Source organism: Methyloversatilis sp., from assembly GCF_030698125.1.
Classification (GTDB): Bacteria; Pseudomonadota; Gammaproteobacteria; order Burkholderiales; family Rhodocyclaceae; genus Methyloversatilis.
This window is the reverse complement of record NZ_JAUYNV010000011.1, coordinates 38,530-64,215: the sequence shown is the minus strand read 5'-3', so window position 1 is coordinate 64,215 and position 25,686 is coordinate 38,530. Positions and strand designations below refer to the sequence as shown.

Genomic DNA, 25,686 nt, shown 5'->3' with positions numbered 1-25,686 from the left:
GGGTCGTGACGGGGGGGGGGGTGGGGGATCGGTTTTGGATTGTCCCGATCTATCGGGTCGTGGCGTGTGTCTGTTGGGCATCGCTGCGCTCACCCCAACCTGCGGGGTCGTGACGGGGGTGGGTGTGGGGGATCGGTTTTGGATCGTCCCGATCTATCGGGTCGTGGCGGGTACGTGTTGGGCATCGCTGCGCTCACCCCAACCTACGGGGTCGTGACGGGGGCGGGTGTCGGGGCATCCGCTTTGGATTGTCCCTATCTATCGGGTCGTGGCGGGTACGTGTTGGGCATCGCTGCGCTCACCCCAACCTGCGGGGTCGTGACGGGGACGGGTGTCGGGGATCGGTTTTGGATCGTCCCGATCTATCGGGTCGTGGCGTGTGTCTGTTGGGCATCGCTGCGCTCACCCCAACCTGCGGGGTCGTGACGGGGGCGGGTGTCGGGGATCGGCTTTGGATTGTCCCGATCTATCGGGTCGTGGCGGGTACGTGTTGGGCATCGCTGCGCTCACCCCAACCTGCGGGGTCGTGACGGTGGGCGGGTGTGGGGGCATCGGTTTGGGTCGTCCCGATCTATCGGGTCGTGGCGTGTGTCTGTTGGGCATCGCTGCGCTCACCCCAACCTACGAAGGCGTGACGAGTCCGTAGGTTGGGGTGAGCGCAGCGATGCCCAACACGCAGGCTGTCACTTGCGCCGCGTTCTGGCCTGGTCGCTCGACGAGTAGTTGCTGAAGTGACCTTCCCGCGCCGCAGCGGCGCGGCCGGCCGCAATGATGTCCTTGCTGCGGCCGGGGGCTTGCGGAGCCGACAGCAACTTGTCCACCTCATCGCTGCCGCACCCCGGACAGGTGATCGGCGTGTCGCCGCGAACCAGCCGTTCGAAGCTGATTTCGCATTTGCGGCAGTGAAAGTCATGAAGCGGCATCGCAATGATCTCCTGTTGTACCTGCCGGGTACCAAGCAAGAAGAGGTCCTGCGCGGGCCGGATCGACGACAGCGGTGTTGCACAGGCATGTACCGCCGAAGTGCCACCTAGGTGACGAACTGCTGGCCTGGAACATGCGCTGTGTCGTACAGCGCTATGTAGCCTGCGTGACTGAAACAATCATGACACCGCAACCCGACAATCCCGACGGCTGGCCAGTCGCATCGAGGTGTCTGCCCGCGCCGGCAGCTTTCCGGGCGACGTGCGCATCCGGCTGTTTTCGACCCTGAATGAAGGTCGCGCCTTTGGCATCGCTCTTGCATCGTCTCGGGAATTTGACGCAGAGGTGCAGCGTGCGGACTGAACTCGACTGGTCGGCCTACGACAGTTATGGCGCCGGCGACGCCTACGCCCAGGTGCCGGCGGCCGGTGGCGGCTTCGGTCGCGCGGCGGCGGTGTGCATCGGCAACCGGCAATGCCAGCGCGACGGCAACGGCGTGATGTGCCCCAGCTTCCGCGCCACGAAAGACCCGGTGCATTCGACCCACCACCGCGCGCAGACGCTGAAGGCCGCGCTCAATGGCGAACTGGGCGCATCGCCATTCACCGGGCCGGAACTGGCCGCTGCGATGGACCTGTGCGTCGGCTGCAAGGGGTGCAAGCGCGAATGCCCGAACGGCACCGACATGGCGCTGTTGCGCACCGAGGCGCGCGCCCAGCGCTGGCAGGCGCTGGGCCGGGTGCCACTGCGCGAGCGCTGGCTGGCCGCCGTGCCGCGCTGGCTCGGGCATCTGCGCCGGTTGCGCGCGCTGCTGTGCTTGCGCGAACGGCTGCCGCCGGTCGCCGCCATCGCCGAGCGGCTGACCGGCATTTCGGCGCGCCGCTCGCTGCCCAGGGTGAGTGCGCGCGCCTTCCTGCAGGACGTCGAGGGCGACGTGTACGGCCCGGCCGACGGCCGCGAGGTCGCGCTGCTGATCGACACCTTTTCCAACCACCTCGATCCGGCCACCGCGCAGGCGGCGCTCGACCTGCTGCTGGCCGGCGGCTACCGGGTGCACCTGCCGCGGGCGCCGCGCGGCGCAGCGGCGCTGTGCTGCGGTCGCACCTGGCTGTCGTCCGGCCTGATCGACGAGGCGCGGGCACAGGCGGTGCGCACGATGGACGCGCTGTGGCCGCTGGTCGAACGCGGCGTGCCGGTGATCGGCCTGGAGCCCTCGTGCCTGCTGATGCTGCGCGACGAGTACTACGCGCTGGTGCTGGGCGAGCGCGTCGAGCAGGTGGCGAAGTCGGCCCTGCTGCTGGAGGAATTCCTCGCCCGCGAGCACGACGCGAAGCGCCTGTCGCTCGCACTGCGCCTGCCCGATGGCACGCGCGCCGCGGTGCACGGCCACTGCCACCAGAAGGCCTTCGGCGCGATGAAGGCCATGCGCAAGGTGCTCGGGCTGGTGCACGGGCTGGAGACGCATTTCATCGAGTCGAGCTGTTGCGGCATGGCCGGCAGTTTCGGCTACGAGGCGGAACACTTCGACCAGTCGATGCGCATGGCGGAACTGGCGCTGCTGCCGGCGGTGCGCGCGCTCGACGCCGACATGCTGCTGGTCGCCAACGGCACCAGCTGCCGCCACCAGATCCGCGACGGCGCACAGCGTTCGTCGGTACATCTGGCGCAGGTGCTGCGCCGCGCGCTGGTGGGCTGACGCATGGCTGTCCGGGCGGAAAGCGGTCACTGGGCAGAAATCCTGCACACTGCCCGATGCCTGCTGCGCAAGCCGTTGCCGTATGACGCCCCCGCGCTGTTCGCGCGCGTCAGCGGTGACGCGCGGGTGACACGCTATCTCGGGTGGACGGCACACGTCGAACTGGCGCAGACGCAGCGGCAGATTTCGCACGACCTCGCGCGCTGGCAGCGCAACGCGGCGCGCACCTGGGTGCTGGTGACCGACGACGGTGAAGCCGGCGGCTTGCTGCAATTGCTCGGCCAGGGCCATTCGATGCGCCTCGGTTTCGCGCTGGCACACGATCTGTGGGGCCGCGGCCTCGCGTCCGAAGCGCTGGCCGCCCTCCTCGACGAAGCGTTCAGCCACCGTTCGCTGTACCGTGTCGAGGCCGTGAGCGACATCGACAACCCGCGCTCGGCGCGCACGCTCGAACGCGTCGGCATGCAGACGGAGGGCGTGCTGCGCCGTTACATCCTGCATCCCAATGTATCGCCGGAGCCGCGCGACGTGCTGCTTCATGCCAGAGTGCGAACATGAACAACGTGCCTCCCGCCAAGCCGTATGCGCCTTCCTGCGATCGCAACCGCGACGTGATCCTTGAGCGCCTGCGCATCCACTTCGCCGATCGGCAGCATGTACTGGAAATCGGCAGCGGCACCGGCCAGCACGCGGTGCACTTCGCGACAGCGCTGCCCCATCTGCGCTGGCAATGCAGCGATCGGGAAGACATGTTGCCGGGCATCCGCATGTGGCTCGCCGACGCGGCGCTGCCCAACACGCCACCACCGCTGCCCCTGGACGTCAGCCGGTTCTGGCCGGATGCCTGGCATGACGCGGTGTTCAGCGCCAATACGCTGCACATCATGGCGTGGAACGAAGTGATCGCACTGTTCGCCGCGCTGCCGGCCGTGCTGTCGCCGGGCGGGTTGCTGGTGATCTATGGACCGTTCAACTACAACGGGCGCTTCACCAGCGACAGCAACGCCGAATTCGACCGCTCGCTCAAGGCCGGCGCACCGCACCGGGGCATCCGCGATTTCGAAGCGGTCGATGCGCTGGCACGCAAGGCCGGGTTGCAGTTGATCGAGGATCACGAAATGCCGGCCAACAACCGGTGTGTCGTGTGGCGACAGGCAGGGGTTGCGCAGTGACTTGCATCCGGAGTTGCAGCGGAAAGCAGGCGGCGGCGGGCGGGCGTTGGGCATCGCTGCGCTCACCCCAACCTACGGTGTGCTGATTGACGGCCCGTTCGACTACGACGGGCGCTTCACCAGCGACCGCATCGCCGACCGAACATCACGGAATGCCGGCCAGAACCGGTGTGGGCGCGCGCAGTGACGTGCATCCGGTGTTGCAGCGGAAGCATGCGGCGACGGGTGGTCGTTGGGCATCGCTGCGCTCACCCCAACCTACGGTGTGGCGGATTGACGGTCTGCTCGATCACGAGCGACCGCATCGCCGATCGAAGATCACGGAATGTCGGTCAATAGCCGGTGCGTCGTGTGGCGAAAGGCAGCGGGGCGCGCAGTGACGTGCATCCGGGTTGCAGCGCAAGCATGTGGCGACGGGCGGTCGTTGGGCATCGCTGCGCTCACCCCAACCTACGGTGTGGCGGATTGACGACCGGCTCGATCACGAGCGACCACATCGCCGATCGAAGATCACGGAATGTCGGCCAATAAACGGTGTGTCGGGTGGCGACAGGCTGAGGGCGCGCGGTGACGTGCATCCGGTGTTGCAGCGGAAAGCCGGCGGCGACGGGCGGTCGTTGGGCATCGCTGCGCTCACCCCAACCTACAAGTGCGCGACGAGTCCGTAGGTTGGGGTGAGCGCAGCGATGCCCAACAAGCTCCGCGATGCGATCCGGAATCAGTCGCCGGCGGCGCTGCCGTCGAGCAGGGACGTGAGGACTTCACCGCCCAGCCCGTGTGTGGGGTCGAGGCGGGTGATGTGTCCGACCAGTGCGCGCGCTTCGTCGCTGCGCCCGGAACGCAGGCAGATGAAAGCCAGTGCCTTGAGGCTGAACAGCCAGAAACGCGCCGGGCCGGTTGCCGAAAAATTGCCGTCCCCGGCTTGCACCCGCGTCCAGTCAACGTTCAACTTCGCCTGCCGGCCTGCAACGTCGATGCCCTTGCGAGCGGCCTTTTCGGCCAGCTCGAACTGGCGCCGTCCGGCGTGAAACTTGTACAGCAGGTAATACACGGGCAGACATTCCGGCGCGCTGGCCTGCGCTGTCCATAACAGCGCCTCGACCCGCGGTGGTGGCGCACCGACCGCCTCGTCGAGCAGCCGGCGCACCGCGGGCGGCACGCTGCCACCGAAGAATTCGTCCGCGCTTTCGCCGGTGAACAGATTCACCAGACCGCCTCGCCGGCAAGCAGGCGTTCGACCGGCGCTTCGCCAAGCAGATGCTGGGTGAAAATCTCGGCGACATCGGCCTTGGTCACGTTCGAGTACAGGACGCCTTCCGGATAGACGACGACGTTGGTGCCCTGATCGCACGGGCCGAGGCAACCCGAGTAGGTCACGGCGATCTTGTCGAAGCAGTTGCGTGCCTGCAGTTCGGCCCAGAAAGTCTGCAGCACTTCGGCGCCGCCCTTCTGGGCACAGGATCCGCGCGGATGGCCGTTCGGGCGTTGCTGACTGCATACGAAAACGTGTTTGAGCGGCTTGGGCATGGTGCGTCTTTCAGGTTGGAAGGGTCAGGCGGTCATGCGGGAGATCCAGTTCTCGATCTCCGTGAGGTGCGCCGCGTCGTCGTGGGCGAAGGCGCGCGCCATCTTGCGCAGCCCCGGTTCGGGGGCGAGCACGGCCATCGTGGCGTAGTAGCTGTGGCTGCGCCGCTTCAGGTCGAGCGCGCGCTCAAGCGAGCGATACAGGTCGAGCGCTTCGTCGCTGATCACCTTGACGGCGCTACGCGGCTTCTCCATTTCGATCGGCCGGATGCGCGGCAACAGCGCGGTCACCGGCAGCGAGCCGCCGAGCGCTTCACCTGCTTCCATGCGGGCCAGCGAAGCGAGGTTCTGGAAGAAGACTTCGAGTTCGAGATCGCCGGCATTCAGCGCGTGCCGCGCGGCCACTTCGTAGTGGCCGGCCGCTTCGCTCTCAAGCGCACCGACGCGGGCGAGAAAAGTATCGCTGGTATCCATCATGACGATCGCCCTCCTTGCGCACGTTCAGGCGACCGACGGCAGCGTCGAACGCAGGCTTTCGAGCGAGACGCGCTGCTGGCCGTCCGCCTCCTGGAATACCTTGAACACTTTTTCCTGCTGCGGCGTGGACTTGACGAAGTCTTCGTAGGCGCGCAGCAGCAGGCCGCGATAACGCGCATACACGACGGCGGGTTCGCCCTCGGCCACGCCCTGCTCGCCGCGCAGGTACTGATAGAAGCGCTTGAGGATGTGCAGCCGGTTCACATTGACGATCGACTGGTCGAAGGGCAGTGCAAAGAATTCCAGGAAATCTTCGGCCGACGAAAGTGTGGCCAGACGCTGGGTCAGTTCATCCATGACGTTTCACTCCTTGAGGGATGTCGGCGGCGCGCAGACTGCCGTCGAAAGCGGGTTGAGAACAGGTGTCGTCGCAGTCGCGACAGGCGCCCTGCATCGCGGGCAGGTCGCCTTTCAGGCGGCCGATCTCGCATTCGAGATCGGCAATGCGTTCGAGCAGGCAGGCAAGTGCCTTGCCGACCGGATCGGGCATCTGGTGGTGGTCGAGGTCGATGCCGCCGTCGGTGATGCGGCGCTGGCTTTTCGGCAGCACCATGCGGCCGGGAATGCCGACCACCGTCATGCCGGGCGACACGTCTTCGATCACCACCGAATTGGCGGCCACGCGGGCGCGGTCGCCGACCGTGATGGCCCCGAGTATCTTGGCGCCGGCCCCGACCACGACGCCGGACCCCAGCGTCGGGTGGCGCTTGCCGGCGCTCCAGGTGGTGCCGCCGAGCGTGACGCCGTGATACAGCGTCACGTCATCACCGATCTCCGCCGTCTCGCCGATCACCACGCAGGCGCCGTGATCGATGAAGAAGCGCCGGCCGATGCAGGCCGCAGGATGGATGTCCACATTGGTCAGGAAGCGGGTGACGAAGGACAGCAGGCGCGGCAGATAGCGCAGGCCGCGCAGCCACAGCGCATGCGCCAGCCGGTGCATCACCAGTGCCTGGATGCCGGGGTAGATGGTCAGCAGTTCGAGCGTGCTGCGTGCCGCCGGGTCGCGTTTGAACACGCAGGCCACATCTTCGCGCAGCATGGCGAACAGGCCGAGCGTTGCGGGGGGCGGGGAGGGATCGATGCAGGGATCCAAGGTGGCGTTGTCCGTGTTCATGAAGTCTCCCGCTGCGTGCGCATGACCTCGAGGTAGAAATCGGCGAGCTGGGTGGCGTCCGGTTCGCACTTGTTGCGCGTGGCCCAGGCGCGGATGCGCTCGATGATCTGCGCGACTTCCGGCACCGACGGGTACATGCCGAGCTGCGCGTACGCGGCGAGTACCGCGTGCGAGCCGGAATGCTTGCCCAGCACCATGCGGTGCGAACGGCCCAGTTCGGCCGGGTCGAAGCTCTGATAGTTGCGCGGGTTCTTGATCAGTCCATCGACATGGATGCCCGACTCGTGCGTGAACACGTCGGATCCCACGATGCTCTTGTTGGCGGCAATGCGCCGACCGGATGCGCGCTCGACCAGGTGCGATATCTGCACCAGCGACTGCGTCGTGATGCCGGCATCGGCCCCATGGATGTGGCGCATCGCCATCACCACCTCTTCCAGCGGCGCATTGCCGGCACGCTCGCCCAGACCGTTCACCGTCGTGTTGGCATGCGTCGCCCCGGCGCGGAAGGCCGCCAGCGTGTTGGCGGTGGCCAGCCCGAGATCGTTGTGGGCATGCATCTCGATTTCGATGTCGACCGTGCGACGCAGGCGCGACACCATCATCCAGGTGCCGAACGGATCGAGCATGCCCAGCGTGTCGGCGAAGCGCACGCGGCGTGCGCCGGCCCGCTGCGCTTCTTCGGCTACGCGGCACAGGAAGTCGATGTCGGCACGCGATGCGTCTTCCATGCCGACGCTGACGTCGACGCCGGCATCGAGCGCGCGTCCGACGTGCGGCACGATCTGCGCCAGCACCCATTCACGGCTGCGCCGCAGCTTGGATTCGAGTTGCAGGTCGGAGACCGGCAGTGACATGTGCACGATGTCCACCGGACAGCGCAGCGCGGCATCGAGATCGGCATCGACCATGCGCGCCCACACCATCAGCTGCGACGACAGATGCTGCGAGGCGATGTCCTGGATGACTTCGATTTCCGCTTCACCCATCGTCGGAATGCCGATTTCCATTTCCGGCACGCCGGCCAGTGCCAGCGCGCGGGCGATGGTGCACTTCTCGTCTGCGGTGAACGCAACGCCGGCGGTCTGTTCGCCGTCGCGCAGCGTGGTGTCATTGATGATGAAGTCGGCTGCCATGTCGCGATTCCTCCCGACAGTCATTCAGCAAGCGCTATGCCATCACCCGCATTGATCGCAACAGAATGATATGAATGAGTTTTTTGATTTCCAGACGGCGAGCCGGTCGGCAGTGAAGCAAAGCGGCGTGGCGCGCCTGTCGGCTTTGTGTCGTTTGCAACAGGGGAGGAACAGGAGGGTGCGGCGGCGTGACGAGAGGCCCGGATGACATCCAGTCGTGGCGCGCGCCACGACTGGATGTCGTCACAGGCTAGAAGCGCCTGACTTCGATGTCGTACTTCTTCAGTGCATAGCCCATCTGGCGCGGCGTGATGTTGAGCAGTCGGGCCGCCTTGGCCTGCACCCAGCCGCATTGCTCCATCGCCCACACCAGCCGTTCGCGCTCGCCCTGCGGCTTGTCGTCATCGGTCGGCCGCGCTGCCGATGCGCCGGCATCGACGCGTGCCGGTGGCGCGGCAGCCACCGCCGCATCGTCCGCCGACGCGTCGTCCGGATGATGCAGCGCTGCGCTCACCAGCACCGGCGACACGGCATCGTCCTTCTTGACGAAATGCAGCACCTGGGTGAGACAGCGGTTCGCCGAACAGGGGAAGTCCGACGCCTCGATCGAGTCGTGATGCGCCATCGTCGCGGTGCGCTCGATGCAGTTTTCCAGCTCGCGCACATTGCCCGGCCAGTAACACTGCATCATCACCGTCTGTCCGCTCGGCGCCAGCTTCATGGTGCGATCGTTCTCGCGATTGAAGCGTTCGAGGAAGTGCCGGGTCAGCGCCGGAATGTCCTCGCGCCGTTCGCGCAGCGACGGCAGGAAGATGCTCACCACGTTGATCCGGAAGTACAGATCAGCGCGGAAGGTGCCGGCGGCCACCATCTTTTCCAGATTGCGGTTGGTGGCGCAGACCAGCCGCACATCGACCTTGATCGGACGCGAACCGCCGACCCTCTCGAACTCGCGCTCCTGCAGCACGCGCAGCAGCTTGGTCTGGAACGCCGGCGATATGTCGCCAATCTCGTCAAGGAACAGCGTGCCACCGTCGGCCAGTTCGAAGCGGCCCTTGCGCTCGGCGCTGGCGCCGGTAAACGAACCCTTTTCGTGGCCGAACAGTTCCGACTCGAGCAGCGATTCGGACAGTGCCGCGCAGTTCAGCTTGATGAAGGGCCCGCCCTTGCGGGTCGACAATTCATGGATGGCCCGCGCGATGACTTCCTTGCCGGTTCCGCTCTCGCCGCGCAACAGTACGGTGGCGCGCGACGGCGCCACCTGGTGCGCTTCGGCAAATACTTCCTGCATGCGGGGCGAGGCGCCGACCACGTTGTCCAGCTTGAAGCGGCCGCGCGTTTCCCGCCGCACCAGCTTGGCCTGGTTCAGAAGACGTTCATGTTCGTCATGGACGACGCGGCGCAGCGCCACCGACTGTCCGACCAGATTGGCCGCCATCGTCAGCACGCGAACGTCGCTGCTGAAACTGCCGCGCGGCGTCACGGCGCGATCCACGCACAGCACACCAAGGGCTTCGCTGCTGCCGCGTATCGGCACACCGATGAAGGCAATCGTGTGACCATCGGCTTCGTCCAGCGCGCCGGTGCGGTTCAGGAACAGCGGTTCGACCGAAATGTCGGGCACCACCATGGGCGAACCCGATCGGTAGATTCGTCCAAGTATCCCTTCGCCCGCCCGATAGCGTCCGCTCGCCCACTCCTTGGCGCTCAGCCCGACCGCCGCCGCGAGGCTCAACGATTCGCCGTCTTCGTCGGCCAGCGCGATCATTGCGCGTCGGAAATCAAGGTGATGCGCGAGCACATTGAGCGCCTCGCGCAGCGTCTTGGTGACGTCCAGCGACGAGCTCAGGATTTTGCTGATCTCGTAGACCGTCACCAGTTCTACATTCGCACGAGCATTCAGCTCGACTCCATTCGCACCCATGATGCAGCCCCCGGCGGTTGGTCCGGAAACCCGATACGACGTCCGTGTGGTCGTGTCGGGTTCCCACTGTGCAGTGGCCCCTGGAGGTCTTGTTATGTTGGGGAAAAGCGGGCGAGCGACCTTGTCGCCAACGCTGGCGACCGTCCGGCGGCCTGCTCCAGATGGTGGATTAACCCGCATTTGTCTCCGCCCGGATACATCAAAGCAAAGCCCGTACCCGGAGCAGGGTTATCACGCACAACCGCCGCCGAATGCACGAACGCCGGCACGACGCCGTTTGCGTGTGGTCAGCGAGCGCGACCTCACTCGCCTGGACTGCAGCCAGTCGCCCATGCAGTCCGGGTTGGTGCAGCGCAATACCAAAACAGTGCGTGCGCGGGCTGTCGCTGATGCTGCAAAGCCGACAAACCCTGTCACACGCTACATACCCACCGGACGACATCCGGCCAGCCCACGATCGCCGTGTCCGGCTGGCGCGGCGCCGAAGTTCCGCAGCGGGTCGTGAAATGGCACGACGTTTGCAAGGTCGATCTCAATGCACAGGCCGGAGCGGGACATGAAAACGCAACCAACACGGATCGTCGCCATCGAAGGCAACCGCCTCACCGTCGCTGTCGATGCTCCGGCTGCCTGCGGTGGCTGCCGGTCGAAGTCGGCCTGCGGCACCGGCGACGGCAGCACGCACCGGATCGAGGTCGCGGCCGATCTGGCGCGCCGGCTCCGCACGGGTGATCAGGTGTCGATCATGGTCGATGACGGCACGATGATGCGTGCCGTGGCCGCCGCCTATCTGCTGCCGTTGGGCGGCCTGCTCGCCGGCATTGCGGCAGGCAGCGCACTCGTACTGCCCGACATTGCCGTCGTGCTGTGTGGCAGCAGCGGCCTGTTTTCGGGTCACCTGGGCTCGCGCGTGCTGGCCCGCCACTGGCGGACCCGCCTGCAGCCACAGGTCTGTCAGGGCGGCGGCGCGATCTGAGCCGGCGAGGCGGGCCACACACCACCGTGCGCAAAGCGCCCGCATCGGTTCGCGGCTGTCTGGCGCTGACACGTCGTGACTGAAATTGCCTGCCTGCCGTCGGGCACGACAGCGACCGGATAGAATTCGTGCTGACCGTCACTTTCAGACCCGGACACCATGTCAGATCGCAGTCCCGCTGCTCCCGCCTCGAATTTCCTGCGCGCCGTCATCGAGAAGGATCTCGGCGCGCACATCTACGCCAGCCGCCGCTGGGCGCGCAGCCCGGGTGACGCCGCCCACCACGCCGCCGGCGAGCCCGATCCGGCGAAGATCCGCACCCGCTTTCCGCCCGAACCCAATGGCTATCTGCACATCGGCCACGCCAAGTCGATCTGTCTGAATTTCGGCCTGGCGCGCGACTACGACGGCGTGTGCCACATGCGCTTCGACGACACCAATCCGGAGAAGGAAAGCGTCGAGTACGTCGAATCGATCAAGGATTCGGTGCAGTGGCTGGGCTTCGGCTGGGACGCCTACGGCGCCTCGCACCTGTATTTCGCCAGCGACTACTTCGATTTCATGTACCGCGCAGCGGAATACCTGATCGAAGCCGGCCACGCCTATATCGATGAGCAGACGCCGGATGAAATGCGCGCCAGCCGCGGCACGCTGACCGAGCCAGGCAAGGCGTCGCCCTGGCGCGACCGGCCGCGCGAGGAGTCGCTGGCGCTGTTCCGCGCCATGCGCGACGGCCGGCACGCCGACGGTGCGATGGTGCTGCGCGCGAAGATCGACATGGCCAGCCCCAACATCAACTTGCGCGACCCGGCCATCTACCGCATCAAGCGCGCGCACCACCACAACACCGGCGACACCTGGTGCATCTATCCGATGTACACCTACGCGCACCCGCTGGAAGACGCGCTTGAAGGCATCACCCACTCGATCTGCACGCTGGAATTCGAAGACCAGCGGCCATTCTATGACTGGGTGCTGGAACGCCTCGCGGAAGGTGGCCTGCTCGCGCATCCGCTGCCGAAGCAGTACGAATTCGCCCGCCTGAACCTCACTTATGTGGTCACCAGCAAGCGCAAGCTGATGCAGCTGGTGACCGAAGGGCACGTCAGCGGCTGGGACGACCCGCGCATGCCAACCATCGTCGGCCTGCGCCGGCGCGGCTACACGCCGGAGGCGATACAGCTGTTCGCCGAACGCATCGGCGTGTCGAAAGCCGATTCGTGGATCGATTACTCCACGCTGGAAGGCGCGCTGCGCGACGACCTCGACGGCCGCGCCGCGCGCGCGATGGCGGTGCTCGATCCGGTGAAGCTCAAGCTCACCAACTGGGATGCGCTGTTTGCCGGTCGCGACACCGAAGCCTGCTCGGCACCGGTGCATCCGCATCATCCCGAACACGGGCAACGCAGCTTCAACCTCTCGCGCGACGTGTGGATCGAGCGTGAAGACTTCATGGAAGAGGCGCCGAAGGGCTATCACCGCCTGTATCCGGGCAACCGCACTCGGCTGAAGTACGGCTGCGTGATCGAATGCACCGGATGCGAAAAGGACGCCGATGGCGGCATCACCGCGGTTCTCGCCACGATCGTGCCGGACACGAAAAGCGGCACCCCGGGTGCCGACAGCGTCAAGGTGAAGGGCGTCATCACCTGGGTTGGCGCACTGGACGGCGTAACGGCCGAAGTCCGGCTGTACGACCGTTTATTCACCGAAGCCCACCCGGACGCCGGCGGCCGCGACTTCCTGACCGTGATGAACGCCGACTCGGTGAAATCCGTGCAGGCCATCGTCGAACCCGGCCTCGCAGCCGCCGCGCCCGATGAACGGTTCCAGTTCGAACGCCACGGCTACTTCGTCGCCGACCGCAAGGATTCCGCGCCCGGCCGGCCGGTGTTCAACCGCGCGGTGACGCTGAAGGACAGCTGGGGAAAGTAGCGCATGCCCGTATCAACTGTCGAACCGGTGGTGCTTGCAAAGGCTTACCGCCTGCTGAATCACGGCCCGACTGTGCTGGTGAGCAGCGCGCACGGCGCGCGACGCAACGTGATGGCGGCGGCCTGGTGCATGCCGCTCGATTTCGACCCGCCCAAGCTGCTGGTGGTGATCGACAAATCGACCTTCACGCGCGAGCTGATCGAAGCCTCCGGTGAATTCACGATCAATGTGCCGACTCAGGCGCAGCGTGCGCTCACCGTGGCGGTCGGCAGCGATTCCGGCCGCGACCGGGACAAGTTCGCCGCCCTCGATATCTCGACCTTTGCCGGCGACGCGGTCGCCGCACCGCTGATCGCAGGCTGCGTGGCCTGGCTGGAATGTCGCGTCGTCCCCGAAATGCACAACCAGAGCCGGTACGACCTGTTCATCGGCGAGGTGGTCGCGGCGCAGGCTGACAGTCGGGTGTTCAGCGCCGGACGCTGGCATTTCGGCCCGGAACACGATGCGCTGCGCACCCTCCACCATGTGGCCGGCGGCGCCTTTTTCGTGACCGGCCCGATGACGGGCGGCGGCGCCGACTGACCGCACCGACCGCGCGAACTTTTCTGCGGTCGCGACGTTCCGATAGCGGTTGTTCGACACTCCACCGATCCACCGCCACCCGTTGCGAGGCCACCCATGATCCGCCTGTCTGCCCTGCTCGTCTGCTGTCTGGGCCTGTCCTCTGCCGCCACGGCAAATGATGTAGCGGAAGAATTCGGCTCGGGCTTCTATACCGGCCTGTCGATCAGCGTGGTGCAGGTGCGCGTGGTCAACGCGGCAGGCAAGGGTTACTTCGGTTCGGGCGTCGTGGTGGCGGAGAACGAGGTCGTCACCAACTGCCACGTCACGCGGCAAGCCGTGCGCATCGAAGTCGCCAAGGGTGCGCTGGTGTACCCGGTATTCGGCCAGAAGGCCGACATGACCAACGATCTGTGCCTGCTGCGCACCGGCCCGATGCCACTGCGCGTCGCCGAGCTGCGCGACGCAGCATCGGTGAAGGCAGGCGAGAAGTCTTTCTACTACGGCTACTCGGGCGGGATCGAAGCCTTTTTCGCGCCCGGGCGCGTGGCCACCACGCATCCGCATGACGGCATGGCGGTGATCGAAACGTCGAGCGGCTTCGCGCTGGGCGGCAGCGGCGGCGGGCTGTTCGATGGCCGCGGCAGGCTGATGGGCATCACCACATTTCTCGCGTCCGGCCACGCCGGTGGCTATTTCGCCATGCCGGCCGAAATGATCCGGCGTGTCCGCACGCTGCCCGAGAGTGACGTGGCGCCGATCGACGGCCTGGCCATCTGGGAACAACCGGACCCGGCGCAGCCGTGGTTCCTGCGCGTGGCACGCATGGGCACGCAGGCGCGCTGGCAGGCAGCCGCCGAACTGGCAGGCGAATGGACACAGGCGCAGCCGGACAATGCTGACGCCTGGCATCAGTCAGGCGTCGCGCTGTCGCGCCTCGATCGACACACGGAGGCGCTGGCCGCGCTGCAAAAAGCGATCACCTTGTCGCCGGGACATCCGCAGATACTCTTTCACACCGCACTGGCGCTGTCGCGGACCGGCCGCAGCGGCGAGGCCACACATATCCGCAACGAACTGGCGCTGGCCGATACGGACCTTGCCGGCCGGCTCGACAAGGCCCTGGAAAACGGTGGCATTCCACCTGCGCCTGCCAACAGCCCCGGCTGTCCGCGACTCGATACCTGCTGACCGCCGTCGCAACGGGCATGCGGCGCAACTGCAGGATCCGTTTGTATTCGCGATAAACCAGCACGCTTCCAGGGGATCGGTGGTTTTGTCCCCCCCCCCCCCCCCCGCGGCATCAGGTGTGCAGTTCGCCTCCTGCACGGCTGGCATCGATCTAGGGCGTCGCCGTCACGCCGATGACCCGTCCGGCGTCCGCCGGGGGGCCGGAGGCGGTTGGCGCTGTTGTCGATGCCGAGAGCAGATCGCGCGACAGTTTTTGCGCCGCTTCCACCTGCTCCGGTTTGAGCGAGGCAGCGATTTCGTCGCGCGCACCGCGCGCGGCGCCATGTCCGAGGGCGGCGGCGCGGTTGAACCAGGCGTAGGCCTGGATCAGATCAAGATCCACTCCTTCGCCGATGCGGTGCAGGCGCCCCATGTGGTACTGCGCCGCGACATGGCCCTTGCGCGCCGCCTCCATGAACCATCTGGCGGCGGCGTCGTAGTCCTGCAGCGTGCCGCGACCCAGCTTGTAGACCTGCGCCAGTTCGAACTGGGCTTGAGCGTGCCCCTGCTCCGCGGCTTTTTCAAACCACTTGATCGCTTCGACCTGATCTTCGCGTTCGCTGGTTCCGCCCTGCGAAAGCAGCATCGCGTACTCGAACTGCGCCAGCGAACTGCCTGCTTCGGCACGGATACGGGCGACGTCACGCGGATCGAGCTCGGCCAGCTTCCTCTCGTGCTCACTCGGGATGCGCGAGCCTGCGCTCTGCACGGTGATGACCACAAGGGCGGAAATGCTCAGAAGCACCAGGCCCGCGAACGCAGCCAGCGGCACGCGGCGGAAGCGCACGAAACGCTTGTGGCAGTTGCGGCAGCGTACCGGACGCAACCAGAAGCGTCCCGACTTCTCGGCCGGATTCTTCCAGCTGGAGTCTTTGGTGTTCCGGCTCATGCAGTAGGGACAGCCACGTGTGCCCTGCAGGATGCCGGAAGTGCGGGTGGAAACATTCATCGGCGCGAAATTAGCATGACGAGGCAAGGACTTGCCGTGAATTACTGTGGCGCGGGCCGGTGTACATCAAATCAGGCAGCCGGCGGCACGAATCCCGATACACCGTCAGCGCCCTCGCCGAAGAAGTGTTTTTCCATCTGCTCGGCAAGATATTTGCGCGCGCGCACGTCCATCAGGCTGAGTCGGTTTTCGTTGATCAGCATGGTCTGGTACTTCACCCATTGCTGCCAGGCCTCCTTGGATACCGACTCGAAAATCCGCGCGCCGAGCGGGCCGGGCACCGGCGGAAAGTCCAGACCTTCCGCTTCACGACCCAGTTTGATGCAATTGACCATGCGTGCCATCGTATAACTCCTTCGAAAAAATGAGGTTCGGAAAAGGCGTGTCAGCCGCTCGAGAGCTGCGCCGATCGTCAGGTGCCATCGTGGCGTTCGTACATCCGGAAAGCATTCTTGCCATCGTTCTTGGCCGCATACATCGCAGCGTCCGCTGCGCCCAGCAAGGCCTCGCCGGTCGACGCGTGAACCGGATAGATGCCGATGCCCGTGCTCACGGTCACATGGGCGCGCTGCCCGTCAAACTCGAAGTTCATGCCCGACACACGTTCGCCGATGCGTCGCGCCAGACCGGTGATGGCCTGTTCGTCGGTGTCCGGAGCGAGCACACCGAACTCGTCACCGCCGAGCCGGAAGAAGATTTCGTTCCGCCGCACGACCGCACCGACCTCGCGCGCCAGTTTCACCAGCACCTGATCGCCGGCCTGATGGCCGTGCCGGTCGTTGACCGGCTTGAAGCCATCAAGATCGAACAGCAGCAGGCCGAGTTGCGTGTGACGCCGGCTGGCGTCTGCAATCATGCGTTCGAGCTCTTCATGAAAACGGCGACGATTGTAAAGATTGGTCAGCGGGTCGCGTTCTGCCATCTGTACCAGCGCCTCGGCTGCACGCCGCTCGGCCGTGACGTCTTCGTAGATCCACACCCGACCGAGGAAACGCCCGGGCGTGGCCGACGGCACCAGCGCCGACTGTTCACGGATGATGCGGCTGTCGCGCAGCAGGATGTCCAGCGGCTCGGTCGGCAGTCGCGTGGCAAGAATCTGTGCCATGCGCTCCCGGTAGCCCTCTTCGTCGGCACGCAACGGCGCGGTGCGTTCGATCAGCACGCTGTCCCGCATGCCGGAAAGATTTTCGTCCGGCGCCATGCCCCAGATCAGCTTCAGCATCCGGTTTGCGTGCTGCGCGCGCCCGTCGCGATCGACGAACAGCACACCCAGCTTGATCAGGTCGAGCAGCGCCTCAAGCCGCGAACGTTCTTCCTCACTGCGCGTGAGGTAGTAATCGCGCAGGCCCTGTTCACGACGCAGCGCGGTCACCGTGTCGAGCAGCTTCAATTCGGCTTCCTTGCGGCTCTGGATGTCGTCGGCCGACACCCGCACGCCCAGGCAAACACCGGCCTCGTCGTAGATCGGCTGCCAGTTCAGCGACACCCACACCACACCGCCATCGCGGCGCAGCAGACGCACTTCGAAGTTTTCTCCGCTGGCGCCGGCCAGCGCCTCCTGCGCGCGGGAGGCGAAGATCTTGCGGTCCTTCTCATGGACGAGCATGCCTGCGAGATTTTCGCTCAGCAGGCAGTCCAGCGGGCTGTGGCCGGTCACCCGTTCGATCGAACGATTGACCCAGATCAGGCGACCCTGCGGCCCGAACCAGGCCTCGACGCCAAAGGTGAAATCGGCGATCGCATGAAAGCGCGATTCACTCTTGCGCAACGCCATGACCCGCTCATCAAGCGCCTGGACCATCTGGTTGAAGGCGCGGGTGAGGCGCGCCAGCGCATCGTCGCCGACCACCGGAAGCGGATTGACGACCTCGGCCCGGCGCAGCGCGATGGCGCGCGTTTCGATCGCGGTCACACCATCGAGCACGCCGCCGAGCACCCAGCGGGTCAGCACCACATGCAGCGACAGGATCAGTATGCCCAGAAGCAGCATCGACGTTTGCAAGGTGGCAAGCGCCGCCTCGAGACGAACCAGCCTCGCACTGGCGCGCGCGACGCCGACCGGCGTGCTGGCGTCGGCCGACCTCAGCTCGATCCGGAAATCGTGGCGACTGCGTCCGGCCGCCAATGCGGCATGCAGGTCCGGATGCGGCGCACCGAGTACGGCCGGCCCACCGTCCGCCACCAGTACGCGCCCCGCAGCATCACGCACTTCGATGTAACCCAGGACACCCAGCCGGCGCAACGCACCCGCCTCGGCTGCCAGCCGCGCCTGATCGTGCATCACGATTTCACCCAGCCGGGTCTGCATGTCTGTGGCCAGCGCAGCGATGCGCGCATCTTCCTGCGCAATCAGATGGCCGGCCAGCAGGTGGTGGGTGAGCCCGAGCCCCAGGATCAGCAGCAGGCCCAACGCGACCGCTGACCCGATGAGGCGTGCCTTCAGCGTGCCGATGCGCGCGAGCAAGGCCGGTTTCATGTCAGTGGAGCGGCCGCCGGGTCATCAAAGCACCTTCACCAGCACCTTGCTGCGACGCTGCGGGTTGTAACTCTCGCGCTTCAAGCGCGGCAATACGTCGATGCCGGCTTCGACGAAACCGCGCTCGACGAACCAGTGTGCGGTCACCGTGGTGAGCACGAACAGGCGCTTCATGCGCTCGGCACGTGCCCGCCCTTCGACGAAGCTGAGTATCTGTTCCCCGTAGCCGTGCCGGCGGTATTCGGGCATGACCGCGAGGCAGGCCAGTTCGGCCATTTCTTCTTCCGCATACGGGTAGAAGGCGGCGCAGCCCATGATGACTTCGTCGTGTTCGAGCACGCTGAACCGATCGATCTCGCGTTCGAGCCGTTCGCGGCCGCGACTGACCAGCGTGCCATCGGCCTCCATCGGCGCGATCAGGCCGGCCACCGCCGGCACATCGTCCATGCGCGCATTGCGCATCAGCGCAAGCCGTTCGCGCGAAATGACGCTGCCGACGCCTTGCGTGGTGAAGAATTCGAGCAGCAGCGCACCATCAAGGTCGCGGTCGATCATGTGCGCCCGGGCCACGCCCATCTTCACCGCACGGATCGCCCGCGGCAGGTAGAGGCCCAGGTCTTCGGTAATGCCGCGACCCGCCTTGAGCCATTGCGATGCCTCGTCAGCGGTGAGTTCAGGCACCAGTTCTCCGGCTTCATCGACAATGCCCGGCGCGTCGCACAGATAGATCAGCTTGGTCGCCTGCAGGCCGATGGCGACCGATTCGGCCACTTCTTCCATGCACAGGTTGAACACCTCGCCGGTCAGCGAGTAGCCATAGGGCTGCATCAGCACGATGTCGCTGTCGACCAGTGCGTCGTTCAGCGCTTCGACGTCGACCTTGCGCACGGCCCCCGTGTACCCGTGGTCGATACCGTCCACGACGCCTACCGGACGCGCCGTCAGGAAGTTGCCTGACGCCACCTCGATCGTGCTGCCGGCCATGGGCGTATTGGGCAGCCCCTGCGAGAACAGCGCCTCGACATCGATGCGGATCGCGCCGTTGGCGCGCTTCACGCAGTCCATGGCCGGCCCGTCGGTCACACGCAAACCCTTGTGATAGCGGGGTTCCAGTCCGCGCGCCGCCAGCTCCTCCTCGATCTGCGGACGTGCGCCGACCACCAGCACCAGCTTGATGCCGAGCGCGGCGAGCAGGTTGCAATCCTGCACCAGCGAATTGGCGAACGGGCTTTTCAGCACTTCGCCGCCGACCGCGACCACGAAGGTTCGGCCGCCAAAGGCATGGATATAAGGTGCTGCGCTGCGCACCCAGGCGACGAAGCGCGGTGAATCGGGATCAGCGTGCATGCAGGTTCCGTTCGGTAAGTCCCGGATTCTATCCGAGCGCGCCCCGCCGGCACGCTCAGCCGAGCGCGGATTCGAGTCGGACGCAGACGGTTCGCAGGATGTCGAGGCGGGCGCGATACTTGTCGTCCGATCCGATCAACGCCCAGGGTGCCGCTTCGGTGTGCGTGCGCGCGAGCATGTCGCGCACCGCTGGCAGGTAGGCGGGCCACTTTTCCCGGTTGCGCCAGTCATCCGGCGTGATCTTGAAGCGCTTGAACCGGGTGCGACTGCGCTCGTTGAAACGCTTCAACTGTTCGTCCGGGCTGACGTCGAGCCAGAACTTGCAGACGATGGCGCCATGCGCCACCCACTCCTGCTCGAAGGCATTGATTTCATCGTAGGCACGCGCCCAGTCGGCCGGCTCGGCAAAGCCTTCGACCCGTTCGACCAGCACCCGGCCGTACCATGAGCGGTCGAACAGCCCCGTCCGGCCGTTGCGCGGCACGTCGCGCCAGAAGCGCCACAGCCAGGGGTATCTGCGTTCGTGTTCGGTTGGCGCCGCAACCGGATGAACGCGGTAATACCGTGCGTCCATCGCGTGGGTGATGCGGCGGATCGCACCGCCCTTGCCAGCGGCATCCATGCCTTCGAATACCAGCACCAACGAGCGTGCGTCGAAGGCCGGCTGGCGCAACAGCAGATTGAGCCGCCCCTGCAGGGCTTCCAGCGCGGGCTGATACTGAGCCTTGGTCATCGGCCTCGACGCGCCCGCTGGTTCGCTGGCCGGCGCGACGGGCGCAACGGGCGCCTCGGCCACCGCCCTCGAAGGCGGCGGCAAGGGCGCCGGTCGCGGCGGGCGTCCGGCCAGCGTGGCACGCAGCGCGCGCAGCACGATGCGACCGACCGCCAGTTCGCACAGGCCGGTGTCCCGTGCGTCGATCAGATGCCAGGGCGCATGCGGGTCGTCGGTCTGCCGGATCACGTCTTCCGCCACCTTGCAGAGCCTGCGGTGATGGCGGTGTTCGTGCCAGTCCTCCGGCGTGACGCGCCAGCGTGTTGCGGTGTCTTTTTCGAGCGCCTTGAAGCGGGCGTGCTGGGTGCCGGCATCCAGATGCAGCCAGAACTTGAGCACCACCGCCTCTTCCATCGCCAGCATGTGCTCGAAACGCCGTATCGACTGCAGCGCACGGCCGAACGCCGGCCGCTTGATGCGGCGGTCCACGCGGTCGCGGATGGTTTCGCTGTACCACGCATCGAACATGATGGCGGTGCGCCCGCGCGACGGCAGTGCGTGCCAGAAACGCCACATGTGGGGTCGCAGACGTTCGGCTTCGTCGCGCGGCCCGAATGCACTGGTGCGGATGTGGCGCGGATCCATCCACTCGTTCAGCGTGTTGACCACCACGCCGCGCCCGGCGCCGGCGACGCCGGCGATCAGCAGAATCACCGGCGTACGCGCCTGTTCCAGTATCGAGTACTGCGCATCGAGCAGGTCGGCGCGCAGCCTCGCAACTGCCCGATCGAACCGTGCTTCGTCCATCGCCTCGAGCGGGGTCAGCGTATCGAACATCAGAAATCTCCGATCAGGGCGTTGAGCGCAGCCACCACGGCGACCCCGGCAGTTTCGGTGCGCAACACACGCGGGCCGAGCGTGAGCGCGGCAAATCCGCTGGCGCGCGCGGCCTGCAGTTCATCGTTGTCGAATCCACCTTCCGGTCCGATCAGCAGGCTGATCGGCTGATCGGCGTTCAGGCCCGCGTTACGCAGCGGCACCCCACCTTCCGGGTGCAGCAGCAGGCGCTGCCCGTCGGCACCCGCGACCGCCTGCTCGAACGAAAGCAGCGGCAGCACTTCGGGCACGACGTTACGGCCGCACTGTTCGCAGGCGGCCACGGCAATCTGGCGCCAGTGCGCCTCCCGGCGCTGCGCGCGGTCGCCAGCCAGCCGCACGACAGCGCGCCGACAGCTCACCGGCTGCACGCGCGCAACGCCCAGTTCGACCGCCTTCTGCACGATCCAGTCCATCTTGTCCGACGCGGCCAGACACTGCATCAGCGTGATTCGCAGCGCGGGCTCGCGCAGCGGCTCGCGGCGCTCGCCGAGCACTGCCCTGAGATCGCGACCCTTGCCTTCGAGTCGGGCCTCGACTTCGAAACCGCGACCGTCGAACAGGGTCAGCGAATCGCCGGACGACAGACGCAGCACGCGTTCAACATGGTGGGCCACTGCCGCCGGCAGCAACAGCGCGCCCTGGGGTTCATCGGGCAGAGGGCAAAAGAAGCGTGGATTCATCGTATTATCATTGGTGCACTGCGAGAGGATAACGGCCCGCGCTCCATTACGGCGGGCAAACCCATGGAAGCATGATGGTCAGCACTTCGACACCTGTCTGTGACTTCGGCCTGGCGGCGCCTGGCTTCCGGCTGCGCGACGCCGACTGTCGCGAACATACGCCGGACACGCTGCGCGGACCGGCCGGTCTGCTTGTGATGTTCATCTGCAACCACTGCCCCTATGTGCAGGCGATACTGCCACGGCTGGTGGTAACGGTGCGTGAGTTGCAGGTGCTCGGCATCGGCGTCGTGGCCATCATGTCGAACGATGTCGACGAGTATCCGCAGGACGGCCCGGACGCGATGCAGACACTGGCACGCGACAAGGCATTCTCCTTTCCGTATCTGCTGGACGCCGATCAGTCGGTGGCGCGCGCCTATGGCGCCGTGTGCACGCCGGATTTCTTCGGCTACAACAGCGCAATGCAACTGCAGTACCGCGGACGTTTCGACGCCTCGCGCAAGGAGGCTGCGCCGCCGGATACGCCGCGCGACCTGTTCGAGGCCATGCGCCTCGTCGCGCTGACCGGCGATGGCCCGCGCGTGCAGACGCCCGGCATCGGCTGTTCCATCAAATGGCGTCAGGACTGAACCCATGAGCTCACCCACCCTCATCCAGATCGTCGACACCGCGCGCAATGTGGCGCGCGAAGTCATCATGCCGCACTTCCTGACGGCACAACGCAACACCAAGGACGATGGCAGCCTGTTCACGGTGGTCGATCTGGCGGCGCAGGAAGCGCTCATCGAACGCCTGCCCCGCATCATCGATCGCCCGGTACTGGGCGAGGAAATGCCGGAATCGCTGCAGTTGCGTCTGTGGCACGAAGGCCAGGACGGCATCTGGTGCATCGATCCGATCGATGGCACGACGAATTTCATCAACGGCATTCCATTCTTCGGCGTGGCGATCGCCTACATCGCGGAAGGCCGGACACGTTACGGGGTGGTGTACAACCCGATGACCGACGAGGCCTTCTACGCTGAAGAAGGCGGCGGTGCCTTCCTGAACGGTACTGCGCTGCCGCTGCGCACGCCGGCCCGCCATCTGCTGGACGCGGTCGCCGGCGTCGATTTCAAGCGCATTCCCAAGCCGCTGGCCGATGCGCTCGCCACACAGTCGCCGTTCTATTCGCAGCGCAATTTCGGTTCCAGCGCGCTCGAATGGTGCTTCGTCGCGGCGGCGCGACTGGATGTCTACCTGCACGGCGGCCAGATGATGTGGGACTTCGCTGCCGGCACCCTGATTGCGGCCGAAGCGGGTGCGCAATGTTCGATGCTTGACGGCGAACCGCTGAACATGTCGCCCGGCCACAAGACGCCGGTCGTCGTCGGCGCCAACGCAGCGTTGTACAGGGAATGGATGGACTGGCTCAACGCGCACGGCGCGCGCTGAGCCATGCCGGGGATACCTGACTTCAGGCTGGCTGCGCGGGCATCACCTGTGCGTTGACCAGACCACCGCCCTTTGCCAGCAGGAAGTCGCGCAGCGCCTTGGCGGCCGGCAGCAGATTCTTGCGGTCGCGATAGACCACATGCCAGTTGCGGATCACCGGCGTACCCGGTGCAGCGATCCGGCGCAGCACGCCGGTGCGCAGTTCGAGCTGGCAGGTGTGCTCCGACAGGAACGCCAGCCCCATGCCCGCGATAGCGGCTTGCTTGATGATTTCATTGCTCGGCAGCTCGATGATTTCGGTCGGGCGAATGCCGTGTTCGATCAGAAAACTTTCCTGCGTCACCCGCGTGCCGGAGCCGCGCTCGCGGATCAGGAAGGCCTCGCGCCCCAGATCCTCCACGCTGGCCATGCCGCCGCCGGTCAGCGGGTGACCTTCGCAGGCGAGGATGGACAGCGGATGCTCGGCAAACACGTGCGCCTCGCAGCCCAAGGCAGCCGGCGGTCGCCCCATGATGGCAAGGTCGATCAGGTTGTCTTCCAGCTGGCGGAAGATATCGTCGCGGTTGTGCAGCGATATGCGCACCTGCACGTCGGGATAAAGCTCGCGGAAGGCCATCAGCAGCTTCGGGGCAATGTATTTGGCGGTACTGACCACGCCGACCGACACCAATCCCGCGTGACCGGTCGCCATCTGGGCAAGCGCGGCCTCCGCCTCCGCCAGCTGGTGGTCGATCGCACGTGCGTGGCGGGCGATTTCCATGCCGACATCGGTCACACGCAGCTTCTTGCCCAGGGTCTCGATCAGCGGGAGCCCGATCAGCCCGTCGAGCGCCTTCACCTGCATCGAGACTGCGGGTTGTGTCAGATGCAGTTCTTCGGCAGCACGCGAAATCGATCCGAGGCGGGCGACCGCTTCGAATATCCGCAACTGGCGTAGCGACACGCCTCGTGTCCACTGGGTCGTCATATCAATCAGTATCAGGAAATTTAATCGATCGTATCAAAACAACTTATTTTGAGCCACGGCAGATTCCAGATATATTGCACTGCAACAGCGGTCGAAAACGAAGTGCGGAAGTCGCAAAGGCAGTTTTCGAGAGCTCACGATTTAGTGTCAAAGCCTGTCTGCTCAACAAGAATTGACAGGTGACCCAGGCTCCTCCTCCACAACCTTGTTTGTGGATTCATACCCCGGCTCGCAAGAGTCCGGGGTATTTTTTTGCGTTTGCACACTGTGTTGCTTGCCGCGGAACAAATCGCTCCATGGTTGCAGCACATGATTTGCTGTCACGATGACCTGTCGGAGCGCGACCAGCCGATGTGACAGCACGGCGGGCGACAGCTAGGATAAATCGACACCGGTTGCGAAGGAGGTTGCCATGATCGAAGGGCGCAAGACCCTCACGCGTTACACCATCGAGGCCCAGCAGAGGCACCCGCAAGCCAGCGGGATCTTTTCGAGCCTGTTGAATGCGGTTGCGACGGCGGTGAAAATCATCGCCAACAATGTAAACAAGGGCGCGCTGGTCGGCTCGCTCGGCAGCTTCGAGGCGATCGGCAGCGGCGCCGCCATCAATCTGTCGGGTGGCGTCACGCAGAAGCTCGACACCATCGCCAACGAGGCGATGCAGCGAGAATGCGAATGGGGCGGCCATCTGGCGGCGCTGGCGCCGGACGGCCTCGACGGCTTCATTCCGACGCCGGAACAGTCGCCGCGCGGCAAATACCTTCTTCTGTTCGATGCGCTCGACTGCAGCAACAACATTGACGTGAATCTGACCGTCGGCACGCTTTTTTCGGTGCTGCACGCACCCAACCCGGGCGCCGAGCCGCAATTGTCTGACTTCCTGCAGCCCGGTACCGAACAGGTATGCGCCGGCTACGCGCTGTACGGCCCTTCGACCATGCTGGTGCTGACCACCGGCGAAGGCGTTGACGGATTCACGCTCGACCGCGACATCGGCGCCTTCATACTGACCCATCCGAAGATGCGCATCCCGGCTCAAACCAACGAATTCGCGATCAATGCATCGAAGTCGCGCTTCTGGGAGCCGCCGGTCAAGCGCTATGTCGAGGAATGTCTGGCTGGCCAGACCGGACCGCGCAACACCGATTTCAACATGCGCTGGATCGCCTCGCTGGTGGCTGAAACCCATCGTGTACTGACGCGCGGCGGCGTCATCATGTATCCGGCCGACACCATGCCGTCGCAGCCGCCAGGACGGATTTCGCTGATGTACGAAGCCAATCCGATTTCCTTCCTGATCGAGCAGGCAGGTGGCGAAGCGACCAACGGCCGCACCCGCATCCTCGAACTGCCGCCGCGCAGCCTGCAGACGCGCACGCCACTGATCTTCGGGTCGAGTGAAGAAGTGCGTCGCATTGCGCAGTATCACCACGAAAACGACCAGGGACTGGACCGTGAATACACTTCGCCACTTTTCAATATCCGTGGCCTGTTTTCCACGCTCTGA

26 protein-coding genes are annotated in these 25,686 nt (G+C 65.6%); 11 read left to right on the top strand and 15 right to left on the bottom strand.

What is annotated here, in order from left to right; genetic code table 11:
* Nucleotides 1-683 precede the first annotated feature (683 nt).
* A complete protein-coding gene (locus Q8Q80_RS05580; protein ID WP_305631976.1) occupies nucleotides 684-923 on the bottom strand; it encodes a zinc ribbon domain-containing protein in 240 nt (79 codons plus the stop codon).
* 353 nt (nucleotides 924-1,276) lie between these two features.
* On the opposite strand from Q8Q80_RS05580, the gene Q8Q80_RS05575 reads away from it, so the two are divergent.
* The 4 genes from Q8Q80_RS05575 to Q8Q80_RS05560 are packed head-to-tail and all read left to right on the top strand — an operon-like array spanning nucleotide 1,277 to nucleotide 3,979.
* Nucleotides 1,277-2,620: a (Fe-S)-binding protein gene (locus tag Q8Q80_RS05575; RefSeq protein WP_305631975.1), complete on the top strand. Its 1,344-nt coding sequence runs from the start codon at nucleotides 1,277-1,279 to the stop codon at nucleotides 2,618-2,620.
* 3 nt (nucleotides 2,621-2,623) lie between these two features.
* Nucleotides 2,624-3,178, top strand: a complete 555-nt coding sequence (locus tag Q8Q80_RS05570) for a GNAT family N-acetyltransferase (RefSeq protein WP_305631974.1) — start codon at nucleotides 2,624-2,626, stop codon at nucleotides 3,176-3,178.
* Entirely contained in the window at nucleotides 3,175-3,792 is a 618-nt protein-coding gene (locus tag Q8Q80_RS05565) for a DUF938 domain-containing protein (protein ID WP_305631973.1), read from the top strand. Before Q8Q80_RS05570 ends, Q8Q80_RS05565 begins: the two co-directional genes overlap by 4 nt.
* A gap of 1 nt (nucleotide 3,793) precedes the next feature.
* Nucleotides 3,794-3,979 carry a hypothetical protein gene (locus Q8Q80_RS05560; protein WP_305631972.1) on the top strand — a complete coding sequence of 62 codons (186 nt, stop codon included), beginning with the start codon at nucleotides 3,794-3,796 and terminating at the stop codon, nucleotides 3,977-3,979.
* A gap of 531 nt (nucleotides 3,980-4,510) precedes the next feature.
* On the opposite strand, the gene Q8Q80_RS05555 is transcribed toward Q8Q80_RS05560, so the two are convergent.
* The 7 genes from Q8Q80_RS05555 to nifA all read right to left on the bottom strand — a co-directional run bounded on the left by Q8Q80_RS05555 (nucleotide 4,511) and on the right by nifA (nucleotide 10,030).
* Nucleotides 4,511-4,999: a hypothetical protein gene (locus Q8Q80_RS05555; RefSeq protein WP_305631971.1), complete on the bottom strand. Its 489-nt coding sequence runs from the start codon at nucleotides 4,997-4,999 to the stop codon at nucleotides 4,511-4,513.
* Nucleotides 4,996-5,319: a ferredoxin gene (locus Q8Q80_RS05550; RefSeq protein WP_305631970.1), complete on the bottom strand. Its 324-nt coding sequence runs from the start codon at nucleotides 5,317-5,319 to the stop codon at nucleotides 4,996-4,998. The genes Q8Q80_RS05555 and Q8Q80_RS05550 overlap by 4 nt, the downstream gene beginning before the upstream one ends.
* Nucleotides 5,320-5,343: 24 nt before the next feature.
* Nucleotides 5,344-5,793 carry a hypothetical protein gene (locus Q8Q80_RS05545; protein ID WP_305631969.1) on the bottom strand — a complete coding sequence of 150 codons (450 nt, stop codon included), beginning with the start codon at nucleotides 5,791-5,793 and terminating at the stop codon, nucleotides 5,344-5,346.
* Nucleotides 5,794-5,817: 24 nt separating this feature from the next.
* Nucleotides 5,818-6,150: a nitrogenase stabilizing/protective protein NifW gene (gene nifW / locus Q8Q80_RS05540; protein ID WP_305631968.1), complete on the bottom strand. Its 333-nt coding sequence runs from the start codon at nucleotides 6,148-6,150 to the stop codon at nucleotides 5,818-5,820.
* Nucleotides 6,143-6,970, bottom strand: coding sequence for a serine O-acetyltransferase (gene cysE / locus Q8Q80_RS05535; protein WP_371132704.1), 828 nt, complete (start codon nucleotides 6,968-6,970; stop codon nucleotides 6,143-6,145). Before cysE ends, nifW begins: the two co-directional genes overlap by 8 nt.
* Nucleotides 6,967-8,106 carry a homocitrate synthase gene (gene nifV / locus Q8Q80_RS05530; RefSeq protein WP_305631967.1) on the bottom strand — a complete coding sequence of 380 codons (1,140 nt, stop codon included), beginning with the start codon at nucleotides 8,104-8,106 and terminating at the stop codon, nucleotides 6,967-6,969. The genes cysE and nifV overlap by 4 nt, the downstream gene beginning before the upstream one ends.
* Before the next feature lie 250 nt (nucleotides 8,107-8,356).
* A complete protein-coding gene (gene nifA, locus Q8Q80_RS05525) occupies nucleotides 8,357-10,030 on the bottom strand; it encodes a nif-specific transcriptional activator NifA (RefSeq protein WP_305631966.1) in 1,674 nt (557 codons plus the stop codon).
* Nucleotides 10,031-10,586: 556 nt separating this feature from the next.
* On the opposite strand from nifA, the gene Q8Q80_RS05520 reads away from it, so the two are divergent.
* From Q8Q80_RS05520 to Q8Q80_RS05505, 4 genes are all read left to right on the top strand, one after another.
* Nucleotides 10,587-11,006: a SoxR reducing system RseC family protein gene (locus Q8Q80_RS05520; RefSeq protein ID WP_305631965.1), complete on the top strand. Its 420-nt coding sequence runs from the start codon at nucleotides 10,587-10,589 to the stop codon at nucleotides 11,004-11,006.
* Between the two features lie 159 nt (nucleotides 11,007-11,165).
* A complete protein-coding gene (locus Q8Q80_RS05515; protein ID WP_305631964.1) occupies nucleotides 11,166-12,941 on the top strand; it encodes a glutamine--tRNA ligase/YqeY domain fusion protein in 1,776 nt (591 codons plus the stop codon).
* Between the two features lie 3 nt (nucleotides 12,942-12,944).
* Complete coding sequence (locus tag Q8Q80_RS05510; RefSeq protein WP_305631963.1) at nucleotides 12,945-13,523, top strand: flavin reductase family protein; 579 nt, start codon at nucleotides 12,945-12,947, stop codon at nucleotides 13,521-13,523.
* 96 nt (nucleotides 13,524-13,619) lie between these two features.
* Nucleotides 13,620-14,693: a serine protease gene (locus Q8Q80_RS05505; RefSeq protein WP_305631962.1), complete on the top strand. Its 1,074-nt coding sequence runs from the start codon at nucleotides 13,620-13,622 to the stop codon at nucleotides 14,691-14,693.
* 151 nt (nucleotides 14,694-14,844) lie between these two features.
* Here Q8Q80_RS05505 and Q8Q80_RS05500 read toward each other — a convergent pair whose 3' ends face one another.
* The 6 genes from Q8Q80_RS05500 to Q8Q80_RS05475 form a co-directional block, all read right to left on the bottom strand.
* Nucleotides 14,845-15,681 carry a tetratricopeptide repeat protein gene (locus Q8Q80_RS05500; RefSeq protein WP_305631961.1) on the bottom strand — a complete coding sequence of 279 codons (837 nt, stop codon included), beginning with the start codon at nucleotides 15,679-15,681 and terminating at the stop codon, nucleotides 14,845-14,847.
* Between the two features lie 71 nt (nucleotides 15,682-15,752).
* Complete coding sequence (locus tag Q8Q80_RS05495) at nucleotides 15,753-16,025, bottom strand: oxidative damage protection protein (RefSeq protein WP_257080205.1); 273 nt, start codon at nucleotides 16,023-16,025, stop codon at nucleotides 15,753-15,755.
* A 68-nt stretch (nucleotides 16,026-16,093) separates the two neighbouring features.
* Nucleotides 16,094-18,157, bottom strand: coding sequence for a GGDEF domain-containing protein (locus Q8Q80_RS05490; RefSeq protein ID WP_305631960.1), 2,064 nt, complete (start codon nucleotides 18,155-18,157; stop codon nucleotides 16,094-16,096).
* A gap of 24 nt (nucleotides 18,158-18,181) precedes the next feature.
* The gene (argA, locus tag Q8Q80_RS05485) at nucleotides 18,182-19,504 is read right to left on the bottom strand and encodes an amino-acid N-acetyltransferase (protein WP_305631959.1); all 1,323 of its coding nucleotides are present in this window, start codon (nucleotides 19,502-19,504) and stop codon (nucleotides 18,182-18,184) included.
* A gap of 55 nt (nucleotides 19,505-19,559) precedes the next feature.
* Entirely contained in the window at nucleotides 19,560-21,053 is a 1,494-nt protein-coding gene (gene pap / locus Q8Q80_RS05480; RefSeq protein ID WP_305631958.1) for a polyphosphate:AMP phosphotransferase, read from the bottom strand.
* Nucleotides 21,053-21,775, bottom strand: a complete 723-nt coding sequence (locus Q8Q80_RS05475) for a 16S rRNA (uracil(1498)-N(3))-methyltransferase (RefSeq protein ID WP_305631957.1) — start codon at nucleotides 21,773-21,775, stop codon at nucleotides 21,053-21,055. The genes pap and Q8Q80_RS05475 overlap by 1 nt, the downstream gene beginning before the upstream one ends.
* 74 nt (nucleotides 21,776-21,849) lie before the next feature.
* Here Q8Q80_RS05475 and Q8Q80_RS05470 point away from each other — a divergent pair, with 74 nt between their 5' ends.
* Both Q8Q80_RS05470 and Q8Q80_RS05465 read left to right on the top strand, forming a co-directional pair.
* Complete coding sequence (locus Q8Q80_RS05470) at nucleotides 21,850-22,407, top strand: thioredoxin family protein (protein ID WP_305631956.1); 558 nt, start codon at nucleotides 21,850-21,852, stop codon at nucleotides 22,405-22,407.
* A gap of 4 nt (nucleotides 22,408-22,411) precedes the next feature.
* Nucleotides 22,412-23,212 carry an inositol monophosphatase gene (locus Q8Q80_RS05465; RefSeq protein WP_305631955.1) on the top strand — a complete coding sequence of 267 codons (801 nt, stop codon included), beginning with the start codon at nucleotides 22,412-22,414 and terminating at the stop codon, nucleotides 23,210-23,212.
* A gap of 22 nt (nucleotides 23,213-23,234) precedes the next feature.
* Here the strand turns inward: Q8Q80_RS05465 and Q8Q80_RS05460 are convergent, their stop codons facing one another.
* On the bottom strand, nucleotides 23,235-24,179 hold the full coding sequence (locus Q8Q80_RS05460; RefSeq protein ID WP_305631954.1) for a LysR family transcriptional regulator: 945 nt from the start codon (nucleotides 24,177-24,179) through the stop codon (nucleotides 23,235-23,237).
* 412 nt (nucleotides 24,180-24,591) lie between these two features.
* On the opposite strand from Q8Q80_RS05460, the gene Q8Q80_RS05455 reads away from it, so the two are divergent.
* The gene (locus Q8Q80_RS05455; RefSeq protein WP_305631953.1) at nucleotides 24,592-25,686 is read left to right on the top strand and encodes a class 1 fructose-bisphosphatase; all 1,095 of its coding nucleotides are present in this window, start codon (nucleotides 24,592-24,594) and stop codon (nucleotides 25,684-25,686) included.